General features: G+C 43.0%; 8 protein-coding genes. 3 read left to right on the top strand and 5 right to left on the bottom strand.

Features of this window, described 5'->3' with window-relative positions:
- Window positions 1-24: 24 nt before the first annotated feature.
- From RI844_RS02605 to RI844_RS02590, 4 genes are all read right to left on the bottom strand, one after another.
- Complete coding sequence (locus tag RI844_RS02605) at window positions 25-1,251, bottom strand: alpha-L-fucosidase (RefSeq protein ID WP_348396917.1); 1,227 nt, start codon at window positions 1,249-1,251, stop codon at window positions 25-27.
- Between the two features lie 32 nt (window positions 1,252-1,283).
- Window positions 1,284-2,753 carry a sulfatase-like hydrolase/transferase gene (locus RI844_RS02600; RefSeq protein WP_348396916.1) on the bottom strand — a complete coding sequence of 490 codons (1,470 nt, stop codon included), beginning with the start codon at window positions 2,751-2,753 and terminating at the stop codon, window positions 1,284-1,286.
- A 286-nt stretch (window positions 2,754-3,039) separates the two neighbouring features.
- Window positions 3,040-4,962 carry an arylsulfatase gene (locus RI844_RS02595; protein WP_348396915.1) on the bottom strand — a complete coding sequence of 641 codons (1,923 nt, stop codon included), beginning with the start codon at window positions 4,960-4,962 and terminating at the stop codon, window positions 3,040-3,042.
- A 12-nt stretch (window positions 4,963-4,974) separates the two neighbouring features.
- Window positions 4,975-6,516: a sulfatase-like hydrolase/transferase gene (locus tag RI844_RS02590; protein ID WP_348396914.1), complete on the bottom strand. Its 1,542-nt coding sequence runs from the start codon at window positions 6,514-6,516 to the stop codon at window positions 4,975-4,977.
- 286 nt (window positions 6,517-6,802) lie between these two features.
- Between RI844_RS02590 and RI844_RS02585 the strand changes: the two genes are divergently transcribed.
- The gene (locus RI844_RS02585) at window positions 6,803-8,653 is read left to right on the top strand and encodes an alpha-L-fucosidase (protein WP_348396913.1); all 1,851 of its coding nucleotides are present in this window, start codon (window positions 6,803-6,805) and stop codon (window positions 8,651-8,653) included.
- Window positions 8,654-8,827: 174 nt separating this feature from the next.
- Here the strand turns inward: RI844_RS02585 and RI844_RS02580 are convergent, their stop codons facing one another.
- Window positions 8,828-10,297, bottom strand: coding sequence for an alpha-L-fucosidase (locus RI844_RS02580; protein ID WP_348398305.1), 1,470 nt, complete (start codon window positions 10,295-10,297; stop codon window positions 8,828-8,830).
- A 266-nt stretch (window positions 10,298-10,563) separates the two neighbouring features.
- Here RI844_RS02580 and RI844_RS02575 point away from each other — a divergent pair, with 266 nt between their 5' ends.
- Both RI844_RS02575 and RI844_RS02570 read left to right on the top strand, forming a co-directional pair.
- On the top strand, window positions 10,564-12,105 hold the full coding sequence (locus RI844_RS02575; RefSeq protein ID WP_348396912.1) for a sulfatase family protein: 1,542 nt from the start codon (window positions 10,564-10,566) through the stop codon (window positions 12,103-12,105).
- Between the two features lie 4 nt (window positions 12,106-12,109).
- Entirely contained in the window at window positions 12,110-13,504 is a 1,395-nt protein-coding gene (locus RI844_RS02570) for a sulfatase-like hydrolase/transferase (RefSeq protein WP_348396911.1), read from the top strand.
- The last annotated feature ends 50 nt before the right edge of the window (window positions 13,505-13,554 follow it).

Below are 13,554 nucleotides of genomic sequence, written 5' to 3'. Positions count from 1 at the left end.
TGATTAAATATTTTCTGCAAACGATTAAGCATTACGTTGTTGACGTAGTAAGTTACCCATTTGTTTTAATGTTTCGGCTTCTTCTTTGACAATGCTGCCATCGCCCATCGGGCCACTGTTTAACAGTAAATTCGCACCATGTTTTTGCGCATTATTATAGGTTTCAAGGACTTGCTCAGCACTTAAACGGTGCGGGGTAAACTTGTTATAGCCCCAACTGTGAGCTTGCAAGGTTGAACATATCTCCATCGCTTTACCGCCACTGTCCAGGCCGAAACTTTTGCGCTCCGGCGCGACAAAATCTTCCGTACCGGTTAACCCTTTTTTGTACGAAATTAAGGTGTTTGGCTGCAACTCACGGATTTTGGCGTAGAGTTCATTGACCTTTAATAATTCAATGGCTTTGTCCAAACCGCCGCCACCGTGTATTTTGTCATACTTTTTAGCAAAGACTTTTGGTACGCCTTCACCGTCTAGCCAAATGCCGGCAATCGGACCATAGTTAGTGAGTAACTCACTCACCTGGTTTTGCATAAACTCGGCATAAATTGCCAGATTTTCCTCACCTTCAGCCAGATACTCCGGCTGTTTTTGGCCATAACGTGGACGAGCAGTGACGCCCCAATCGTTGTTAGTTGGCGCATGCGGATGTTTCCAGTCACGACCATGCGAATAATAAAGGAAAAAGCCCAGACCTTTCTTTTGACACTGCTCAGACAGTTCGGCTACCAAATCGCGACGAGCCGGCGAATTTACGCTGTGAAAATCTGTGTATTTACTTTCAAATAAGCAGAAACTGTCGTGATGACGGGTGGTAATATTGATGTATTTCATTCCGGCAGCCAGGGCCAAATCGGTAATATAATCGGCATCAAAGCGAGCAGCGGTAAAGTTATCTTTTAATTTGGCATAATCACTGACATTGATCTTGCCATGCCACTGGATCCATTCCGCAATCGCCTGATCAGGCTTGTTTTTATTCACAATTTTTCGGCCCTGGTATTCACCACCCAGCATCGAATACAAACCATAATGTAAGAACAAGCCAAAACCCGCTTCTTTGAACCAGTTCAGACTCGCTTGTCTTGGATCTTGTAGGTAATCTTGCTCATATCCCTGCAGGTAACTAGGCACCACAATTGCTGATTTTTGTGTGGCCGGTGAACAACCAGACAATACACCAGGTACCGCAAGTGTGGCGGCACTGGCACCAGCAATCTGGATAAAATTACGGCGAGAGATATTTTTCATTAGGTGCTTCCTATTATTATTTGTCGTTGACATTATTGTTTCCAACGTTGAGATTTCACGGTCACCGGTACATCCCAGGTGTTCTCAGCAATTTTACGATACGTCGGATCCTTGTCTTTATTTGGCATCGTTTGCGCAGCAGCACTAAGTTTCGCCAGTGCTTGCTGCACTTTCGGCTCTTTGCTATTGATTAAATTAATATTTTCTTCCGGATCATTGACTACATCCACCAGTTTTTCATAATCACGATTATTGGTGGGATTCACGTATAGTTTGTACTGTTTATCGCGGAACACCCGGTCACGAAAATTCCAGGAATTCTCAATGCCCAGCTCTGACACTTGCGCATTATTTCGGCCACCCATTGCCATGATCCAGCTACGCTCTGAATCATCCGCCTTGCCTAAAATGTGTTGCGCAAATGAGTGACCATCAAACTCAACCTCAGCGGGTAATTCAATACCGGCAAGCTCGGCAAAAGTCGGCAGCAAGTCAGTAATATCAACCAGAGCATTGCTAACCACACCTTGCGGCACTAATTTAGGAGAATTGACAATAAACGGTAAATTAATCCCAGCTTCGGTAGTTAACAGTTTCGCGCCCTTAATTTTTCTACCATCGCGGATGCCGGTAATGTTACTGGCGGTGCCATTGTCTGTGGTCCAGACAATAATGGTATTATCACGCTGATTGCTATCCTCTAAGCCTTTGACCATTTTGCCAAGAATGAAGTCGGCATAACGCACCATGGCGGCAAATTTGGCGTATTTTGTTTTTGCCTCTGGCTCATGCGGGGTAGCGACATATGGGCCATGTGGCAAATTCATCGCGTAGTAGGCAAACCAGGGTTTGTTCTGTTCACCATTGGTGGTAATGAAATCAAGCAGAAAATCAGAAAACAAATCTTCACCAAATTTTTCCGGGTAGGTTTTGCTACCATTTTTACTGTGAATATACGGGTTCCAGTAACGCTCTTGACTTGGCTCATTGTCGGCTTCATAGCCGGTCCACATAAAATATTGATCGAAGCCATGCTTGGTCATTGCCTCGGGTTGTAAGCGAAAATCGTTGACTTGCCATTTACCGGCCGCGGCAGTGGCGTAACCGGCCTGTTGCATAATTCTGGCAACACTTGGGTTGCTTTGCCAGTCATAATAACCATGACCCCAACGCGGCGCGTCCCAGTGGTTGACCCAGCCATTACGATAAGGGTACTGACCAGTTAAAAAAGATATGCGGGTTGGCGTACACTGCGGATGCGCATAAGTATTATCAAAACGCATTCCGGAATTTGCCAAGGCGTCAATTGTCGGCGTTTTAACCGATTCTGAGCCGTATTCACTGACCCATTCTTTGCCAATATCATCTAAAAGAATAAATAAGATATTGGGCTGAGTTGTTTTGTCAGAACTTGCAGCTGCGTCAGAGCCTGAAATAAGAGCGAGCGAAGCAACCAGTAACACGGTTGAAAATACCTTATTGGTCAAAGAAAAACTTTTCATCTTTACTTGTCTAAACCTTTCACATCGGCAAACACACCTACTTTAGATGTATTTTTATATATAGTATGAATAAGGATGCTACAATCAGTTTATCGACAAGTCAATATTAATTATGTAAATTTAAGGTAAACACTACTAAAAAAAAGAGTTAGCCACTGATTTTTAATCATAAAAAAACAGCGGACAAAAACGATTGTTCCGCTGTTTTTAAAGTGTTTTATCGCTTATATTGAAACTTTACAGTTAGCGCAATCAACAAAAGCAATGAGTTGCTGATAATTCTTGCTTATAAGCGCTTCACATACACGTATATCGCCGCTAATCTATTCTCAACACCTTGTTCATCGTCGGCAAACCAAACCTTCATTTTAAACGGTCCTTGCTTAAGTGGTAAGGTTAACTCACCACCATTGGCATTGTTATGCACGATATTTTGGTAGACTTTGCCGTCGATTTCGACAAATACGTATTTGCGTTCAACTGGCTTGCCGGCAGGTTTATCCCACAGATAACCTGATATTTGATATTGAGCCGTTTGCTCCGCCATTAACGACCATGGCAATGGCTTAAACTGGCTTTCTTTGTTTAACCAGGCATTTTTTTGTATCTCATGATGCAAAGGTTTAAAACCCGGATACACCGGCACATCAAAGGTGTTAGGCGCTTCTATCCAGTCCATGCCATTTAAGCGCGCCGGGTTTTCATCATCGCTACCCACCACAATTAGCTGGCGCGTACCGAAGCGAGTACTGTTGTCTAGCCAAACCTGCTTGAGTTGCTGCCGAAAATCAGCGACCACTTCTGGATATTCATCACTGACGTCGTGGTCCTGATGCGGGTCATTGGCGATCTCAAACAATTGTTCTTTCAATTTTGGATTACGAGCGGATCCTTTCGCGTTGGTAATATAACGCCAGCGCTGAGTCATCAATACCATAGGTCGGTCGATGTTGGGTTGATCAACCCGTTGATTGGTGACCATGATAGTCCGATCGGCAATATTATCTTGCTGGCCTTCAATTAGACCTTTCAAACTCACCCCATCGAGTTCTTGTTTTTGCTTAATTTTATCAACATCAATACCGGCAAATTCGAGTAAGGTTGGGTATAAATCGAAATGTGCCGTTAAACTGTCAATATCTCTTGGTTGGCCTAAATTACCATTTGGATAGCTGATAAAGAACGGCACACGGTGCCCGCCTTCATACATTGAAGTTTTATAGCCGCGCATGCCGGCGTTGTAGTTCCATGACTGCCAATTAGGATCATCTTTAAGTCGTTGTCGATAGGTCGGCATATTGGCTTTACCAAACAAACGGCTATCGCTCATGGTCGAGCCATTGTCGGTAGCAAAGATGAAAATCGTATTATCTTCAATACCGGCATCGCGAATTTCGGCTCGTAAGCGCCCTATTTGCTCATCCACATAGGCTATCATGCCAAAATAGCGTGCACCATTTTCAGATAAGCCTTCTTTCAGGTAAGGTTCAACATATGCTTGTGGCGCTCGAAATGGTGAATGCGGCGCATTGGTAGAAATGTAGGCAAAGAACGGTTGCTGTTTATTTTCTTTAATAAACTTAATGCCTTCATCAAACCAGACCTTGGTGGCGTATTCAGAAAATTTTTCTGGTTTACCATTTCTTAAATAGGTATCACCAAATTGAGTGTTGCCCCAGTAATCTGGCGTTTGGCCAACGCCGCCGCCGCCATGCATTAACACTTCATCAAAACCTTGATCTTCCGGACGATTAGGGTAATTGTCGCCCAAGTGCCATTTACCGAATAAGCCGGTTTTATAGCCGTTATCACGCAAGGCTTCCGCCAAAGTGTAATGTTTAGCGTCTAAGATAGAACGCGCCATCACCGTATGCCAAATTCCGGCTTTTAATGAATTTTGTCCGGAAAATAGCGCAGCTCGGGTTGGCGAACACGTCGGTGACACATGAAAGTTAGTTAACCGCACACTTTGTGCGTGCAATAAATCCATTTGCGGCGTTTGCAGCAACGGGTTCTGATAAACGCCAACATCTCCATAACCCTGATCATCGGTGATCACCAATACAATATTTGGTTTACTCTTCTGTTTTGTCTCGCTAACTAATGCCGTCGTTTGACTGTCATTGGCCGGTTTGCATGCTTGCGCGGCCAAGGCTAATAGTCCAATAAGGGCTAATTTTGCTAACGGTAATACTGGTTTATTCATCATATCTATTTACCTTTAGTGAGACTTTCTTTTTTTAGGCTGGGTACAATCGTCTTGCGATACTTGCCAGTCACAACGTACTTCACCTAAATAGTTGGCATAGCTACCTTTAGGGTCGCTGTCGAGTAACGGATCGCCGGTCCACTGTTTCAGCGTTTCCAATTCCACGCGCAACTCGCTAATGGTTTGTTGATGCTCGAGTAAATCGGCAAGGTTACGCAATTCATCAGGATCATCGACTAAATCAAACAGTTGCGTTTTCTTGATCATTGGGTAATAAATCAATTTATAACGGTCGTTACGCACCATACGCTGAAAATGACGGTAGCTGCCAACAATGTGATCAAACATTTTGTCGGTTTTGCCCTGGATTAACGGCACAATACTTGGTGCATCAACCGTCTCAGGAATGTCAATTCCAGCGAGTTCGGCCGTGGTTGGAAATACACTGTTCAAATAAAACATGCCTTTGGCAACACGACCTGCTGCGATGCCCTCGCCTTTAACGATAAATGGTGCGCGAATACTGTGATCATACTGGTTCTGTTTGCCCAGCATGCCATGTTTGCCTACCGCTAAGCCATGATCAGAGGTCATTACCACTATGGTGTTTTTGGCAAATTCAGACGCTTCTAATGCGGTTAATACTTTACCAATTTGCTCATCTAAATGGGTGATCATCGCATAATATTCACCAATAAAGCTTTTCACCGCTTGCGGCTCTCTAGGAAAAGGTAACAACTGTTCGTCGCGAACGGTAAAATCCCCCTGGTCGATATGATGTTGCGCCATATAACTGGCTGGTAATGGCACCGCTTGACCCGGGTACATATCGACATACTCTTGTGGTGACTGGCGAGGATCGTGCGGCGCAAGAAATGCCACATACATCAAGAAGGGTTTTTCATTGCGGCGACCTTTACCATTAATATAATCAACCGCGGCTTCAGCAATTTGTTCACTCGAATGCTGTTTTTTACTATACACCACAAAATTGTCTTTTTTCGCTGCCGTGGCATCGTAATTCCACATTTTTGGCTGCCACTGACCACCATCTTCTTTTCTTGACATACCACCGGCATAAACGGCATTAGCTAAATCGAAACTGCGGGTAAACGCCTCTTTGGTGACATGCCACTTTCCACTCATAAAGGTTTCATAACCGGCGTTACGGAATGTTTCCCCCCACAACGGATAACTTTTACGGCCCGATTTTTTTGGTCCAAACCCGGTACGATAAACATTGCGGCCGGTATTGATCATCGCCCGACTGGGCGCACATACCGCTGGTGACCAAGAGCCCTGATTAAATACATGGCTAAAGGTCGTGCCATTACGAGCTAAGCGATCTAAATTTGGCGTTTTAATCGCCTTATTTCCCAATGCATTAATAGTATTAACTGTTTGATCATCGGTTAATAAAAATAAAATATTGGGCCGTTCGGTATCAGCAATATTTTCTGTACTAGCACTACTAACAGCACTCACAAAAAGACAAGGCAGTACAAGCAAACAAGTGCGGGAAAACTTCTGCCATGGAGCTACTATTTTTTTCATTATAAATACCTATTAATATAACTTCATTTCATTAAATACTATTACACTGCGAGGTATTTGTATATATAAAATACCACATTAACGTTCAATAACTGTTGATTATCCGGCCACTTACTGATTTACTACATATAAAACACCAACACAAACCAAGGTATACATATCATATAGGCACTAACAAACAATATTTACCTTACTTTATAAAAGAATAGTTGCAACACATCTTTATATATAAAAAGAACACTGAATGTAATGTATTTCATGATTTTATCTGTCTTAGGAAACAGCCATGCCCAAAAATATAATACAAAGCGCTAATATAATTTTTCTGGTTTTAACCATATTCACTAGCACTTGTGTATTGAGTGCTAATCAAACGGTGCAAATGGATGAACAATGGGGACAGCTTGCGACTAATAAAAATGTTAACGACCCACGTTTGCAATGGATGATAGACGATAAATATTCAATGTTTATTCACTGGGGGTTGTATTCACAAATGGCAGGGAAATGGCAAGATAAAACCTACTATGGTATTGGTGAATGGCTGATGCATATGGCGGAAATTCCTACCGATGACTATAAGGCATACGCTAAACATTTTAACCCGGAAAAATTTGATGCCGATACTTTTGCCAAACTTGCCAAAGATAGTGGCATAAGCTTGATCGTGATCACCGCAAAACATCATGAAGGTTTTGCCATGTTCGATTCTGCGGTGAGTGACTTTACCATCACCAAGGCAACACCATTTAAACGCGACCCACTTAAAGAACTTGCACAAGCCTGTAAAAAATATGGCATCCGCTTAGGTTTTTATTACTCACAAAATTTTGATTGGACTGAACCTGACGCCGCCATGTATAAAGGCCCAAATATTAACAGCCATAAAAAAGACTTTAAACGCTATTTCGACAATAAGGTCATTCCACAAGTGACTGAGCTATTAACCAACTATGGTGACATTTCACAATTCTGGTTCGATACGCCAGGCAATATGCCAAAACAATACTCTCAGGCTCTGGTTGATTTAGTTCATAAATATCAACCCAACTGCTTACTTAACAGCCGCATCGGTAACGGTTTAGGTGACTTTTCAACCATGGGAGATATGCATATCCCGCTGAAAGGTCATAACGGTGTGTGGGAAAGTATCGATACCACCAATGATTCCTGGTCATATGCCTGGTATGACGAGCATTGGAAGTCACCGAAAACATTGATGCAAAACCTGATTAGAGTGATCGCCCGTGGCGGTTTATTTAAGCTAAATATTGGCCCTAAAGGTGATGGTTCAATTCCTCAGCAAGCAGTAGAAAACATGAGCATAGCCGGTCAATGGTTAGCGATAAATAAAGCGGCTATTTATGCGACAACAGCTTCGCCTTATTATGGTTTTCCCTGGGGCGATATCACAGTTAAACACAACAAACTTTACCTGCACATCTTTGAATTACCGAAACTTGGCAAATTACATTTGCCAAGTTTACAAAACTCAGTCCTAAACGCTGAAATGTTAAGTGACGGCGCTAAAGTCAGATTTGTAAAAGACAATGAAACCCTCACATTAACACTCCCTAAAAAACTCAATGAGGACTTAATTCATGTGGTAGAAATTTCCCTGGATGGTACGCCAAAAGTCAGCAGTCAGGCACTCGCTATTGATGGCGTTTACCCCACGATATTAGCTGCCGATTTTGCCACAGTTACAGCGGCTAAAATTGAAGAAATTCGTTGGATGGAAAAATTTGGTGAACATAAGCATAGTCAAAACATCAGTCAATGGCAGCATAAAAATGCCAATGCACAATGGCAAGTTAACGTTTTAACTCCGGGTAAATACACAGTTAAAATAGAATACGCCAGCGATCTCGCTGGCGATGGTTCACAGTGGCAAATACAGGCCAATGACGACACCTTAAGCTTTGTCACTATGGATACTGGCTACCGGAGAAGCTTATTAGGCAGCAAAGATAGCAAAGGTAAAAAAATTAAACCAAGAATGCGCTATGAAATGGTTGAACTTGGTCTATTAAATTTAACCAAGTCGGGCTTACAAACCATTACCCTGTCGCCAAGAGTCGCTCAACATGATCAAGCCATTTGGGTTAAACGCTTAATCATCGCGCCCTATCAATAAATACCGTTTCGATAGAAAAACTCAGCAGCACAGCATCCATTAGTGACATGGCAGCAAATTAATAACAGTAAAACCGATGCGATACAAAAATACATGGTCACGAAGTTTGGCATGCTCATTCATTGGGCCACGTATGCTAACTTAGTCAGCCATTAGCGTTCCTTTATTGCTCTTTTAGTTGATAATATTCTGATGAAAATTAATTTTATAAACCGTCGCCTCGACAGATTTTTGTTGCGGGTTGCTGACTTCTAATCCTGCGCTGGTGATCTGCCACTGCACCTGATCGAAACCCAGTAATTCAATTGACGCGATATCCGATTGTTTGAATTGTGCGGTTAAAGGTAACAATATGCTTCCGTTTCGGGCTTCGAGATCAAAGGCGAACAGCGTATTGTTGCCTTTGCGAGTATAACGAATGTTGTCCTCGCCATAGGCTTGCCATGGACGACTGCCATATATGCCTTCGCCGTTTATTTGGAGCCAGCGTCCAACCGCCAGTAAACCGACCCTTTGCGGAGCGGTAATAGTGCCGTCTGCTTTTGGCCCAATATTGAGTAATAAGTTGCCATTTTTACTGACCACATCGATCAATAAATCCACTAACTCATCACTATCTTTATAGCTACCATTGTCATCTTCAATATAGTTGTAGGCAAATGAATGACCAAAAGTGGCCGGATTTTCCCACTTAGGGCCGATGCCATCTATGGTCATGTTGTCTTTAGAAAGTACGCCGGCATCGGTATCGAAATTGCGGTGTTTGCCTTTATTATTAAAATACACTGACTTTTGCCAATGCTGAGATTGTTTTAAATAATCGCTCACCATCTCTAGCAAAGTTTGCTGGTACGCAACTATATTAGGATGGTCAGGTTGTTGGTAAAAAGCGGGAATATCATCAAGCCACATGAAATCAGGCTGATATTTATCACAAATTTCTTGCCAACGTGCTTGATAATCGCGAATGAACTCCTTGCTCAATTCAAACGGCCCATAAAGCTCAGCCGCGTCAGGATTGGCCGCCAGCTCACGTTTAAGCCGCTCATCGTCCTGATTAAAATAACTGAAATGACGCTCACGATGATACGACACGGCGTATTTCATTCCTGAGGAACGTACAGCTTTGGCGAGTTCGCCAATAATATCGCGCTTTGGCCCCATATCTTTTGCGTCCCAACGAGTCAAAGCACTATCCCACATGGCAAAGCCATCGTGATGTTCGCCAACCGGGATCACATAACGGGCACCAGCTTGTTTAAATAATTTGGCCCAGTCCTGTGGATCCCAATGTTCGGCCTTAAATTGCGGAATAAAATCTTTATAACCAAAATCACTGCCGTAGGTTTGTTGATGGTATTGGCGCCACTTCGACGAGCGTTTGCTATTGGCGCGATAGATATTATGCGGATACCATTCAGAATAGGCTTTACCCGGTGCCCAGCCTGGTACTGAATATGGCCCCCAGTGAATAAAAATACCAAACTTGGCATCCTCATACCAAGTTGGTAGTCGATAGTTGGCTTCGATACGCTGCCAGCTAGATGCGCTTGTATCCCCGTTTGTCTCTTTACTGTTGTCTGGTTTTTCGCTTGCAATGGCTTGAAAACAACTGATAGTTAACAACGCCGCAGTCAAAATCATCTTTTTCACAGTCAATATTTTCCTTGGTAATTTAGCTCGTAACATTTCATCTTGCTGCCCTGTTCTGTAAGCCGCTGTTGAAAAAACAATTTATTTATCCGAAACCGCAATCTTATACTTCTGATTATGATTTCGATCTATTAAAAAATAAGCACTAGGCATTTCAATGGTTTTAAGTTAGGCTTGCTATGTATTTTGATATATAAATATACACAAATAAGTATTAATTACAACTAAAACAGTGACACAGTCGTCAGGATAGACAAATGAAACCACGAGATAACTTGCAGTTTTCCCTTTTAAAAAAAATCACTTTAGCGATTACTTTTGCCTTCGCAATGCAAGGTTGTTCAACCGAACAACAAAGTGTTGTTAATGCGGAAGCTGAGCAAAAACTACCTAATATTGTGATTATTTTGGCTGATGATTTGGGTTACGGTGACCTTGGTGCGTATAACAACGCCAGTAAAATCCCTACTCCAAATATGGATGCCATCGCGAAAGCTGGGATCAGATTTACCGATGCCCATACTCCATCTGCAGTTTGTACACCAACTCGTTATGGTTTATTGACCGGTCGTTATGCCTGGCGTTCACGCCTAAAAAAAGGGGTGTTATATGGTGAATCGCCCGCTTTGATTGAAGATGGCAGAATGACCATTCAATCGATGTTACAAGATAAAGGTTATACCACCGCAGGCATCGGTAAATGGCACCTTGGCCTAGGTAATAAAGCAAAAACCGATTATAGCCAGCCGCTGCGACCAGGACCTGTATCATCAGGGTTTGATTATTACTTTGGCATCCCGGCGTCGTTAGACATGCCTCCGTATCTATATATTGAAAATGAATCCGTGCTACAAAGTGCCAGTAGTGAAGTCACAAAGGGTAAATTAGCAAGATACGGTGGTGATGGTTTTTGGCGTGAAGGTGCCAGCGCTCCCGATTTTAAACATATTGAAGTATTACCTACACTAGCAAACAAGGCTGAAAACTATATCAAGCAGCAAGCCAGTTCAACAAAGCAGCCTTTTTTCCTGTATATGCCATTGCCATCGCCACACACTCCCTGGGTTCCTAAAGCTGAATTTAAGGGCAAGAGTGAAGCCGGTACCTATGGTGATTTTGTCAATCAAACCGATGATGTCATTGGTCGGGTACATAGTGCATTAAAAGAGAATGGTCTGAGCGACAACACTTTAGTGATAGTCACCAGTGATAATGGCTCACATTGGAAAGCAAGCGATATTGAACAATATAATCATCTGGCCAATGCTCATTGGCGCGGTATGAAAGCCGACATTTATGAAGGCGGACACCGAGTGCCGTTTATTGCCAGTTGGCCTAAGCATTTCCCTGCCGGTAGCGTCAGTGACCAAAATTTATCTCTGGTTGACTTGTTAGCCACCATCGCCGGTATCGTTGATAGCAAACTGCCGAGTGATGCTGGTGAAGACAGTTACAATTTATTACCCGCATTTTACGGCAAGGCCGGTATGGAAAATATTCGAGAAGCTACCGTATATCACGCCATAGGTGGCATGTTTGCCATCCAACAAGGTCCGTGGAAATACATTAAGGGCCAAACATCTGGCGGTTTTGGCTCGAAAGGCCAGCGCAAAAAATTATTAAAGCAGAACCCGGATACACCTAAAGGTCAGCTCTATAATCTAGCCAATGATGCCAGTGAAACGCAAAATTTGTATTTACAAAATCCGGATAAAGTCGCTGAGCTTGAACGCTTACTCGAACGTTATCGCCAACAGGGCTTTAGCCGCCCGATGACTGGACATACCAATAAAGGATAAATAGATGAAAAACTTACTATCGATCGGTTTAAGCCTATTATTAGCTGGTCAATCTATGGCGTTGGAAAGCCCCGCCAGTCAACCAAACATCATTGTGATCATGGCTGATGACATGGGCTATGGTGATTTAGGCAGTTATAACGGCATCCACCATACGCCACACTTGGACCAGTTAGCTCGTGAAGGCTTACGATTTACTGATTTTCATTCAAGCGGGACCGTATGTAGCCCGACTAGAGCAGGATTAATTACCGGGCGTTATCAGCACAAAACCGGTGTCGACGGCGTAGTAAATGCCGATCCAAAACACCCTTCCCACAGCTTTGGTGTTGATCCCAAAACTCAAATCACCTTTCCCAGCTTAGTTAAGGCGAAAGGTTATAAAACCGGATTGTTTGGAAAATGGCATGTGGGCTATGAAGAGCGTTATCGTCCGATGAATTTTGGCTTCGATCGCTTTGTCGGATTTTTAAGTGGCAACATTGACTATATCTCTCATTATGATCGGATGCACAGCTACGACTGGTGGCATAACGAGAAACAAGTGGTTGAACAAGGTTATTCAACGCATTTGATCACTGAGCATGCGATAAATTTTATTAATGACAATAAAAACAACCCATTTGTGCTCTATGTGGCCCATGAAGCTGTACATGATCCAATGCAAGGCCCTGATTCACCTATTCAGCGTGGCCCTGATAAACAAAAACGCAAGCAAGATATTGATAAAGAGCCAATATTCAAACAAGTCATAGGTGAGCTCGATGTCAGCGTCGGTAAATTAGTTGAAGCAGTAAAGCTTGCTGGCTTAAGCGAGAATACCTTAATTATTTTCACTTCGGATAATGGCCCAATGAAACTATCATCACCCGGGCCGCTACGTGGTAAAAAAGGTTCACTATTTGAAGGCGGTCATCGGGTACCAACAATAGCCTGGTGGCCGACAAAAATTAAAGCCAATACAGTCTCTGAGCAATTAACCATTTCACTCGATATTATGCCAACTATTCTCGCCCTTACCGGGGCAGTGGTTCCGGCCGAGCATCAACTGGACGGTATCAGTTTACTGCCAGTTTTCTCTGGCGACAAACAACCAGTTCGGGATTTATTCTGGCGTAATGGTGGTTTGAACCTGCATTCTAGTGACTTACAAACCAATGATGTCGCCAAAGCAATGCGACAAGGCAAATGGAAACTGCTGGTAAGCCCCTATTACCGCTCAATGAGTTTGTATGATTTAGATAAAGATCTTGCTGAGCAACATAACATAGCCAGTTCACATCCTGAAGTGGTAAAACAGATGACCGAGAAAGTACGGGCATGGGAAAGCGATATTTTGCCGTATTTGCCCTACCAGATCAGAACAAAGCCGTTAAAATCCGAAAAACCGGCTAAATAAAAGTAAAGCCTTTGTCCGTTCCTGGCAGGCAAAGCTATTGCCTTTGTTGG

Source organism: Thalassotalea fonticola (assembly GCF_032911225.1).
Taxonomy (GTDB): domain Bacteria; phylum Pseudomonadota; class Gammaproteobacteria; order Enterobacterales; family Alteromonadaceae; genus Thalassotalea_A; species Thalassotalea_A fonticola.
This window is presented reverse-complemented; position numbering and strand designations above follow the sequence as displayed.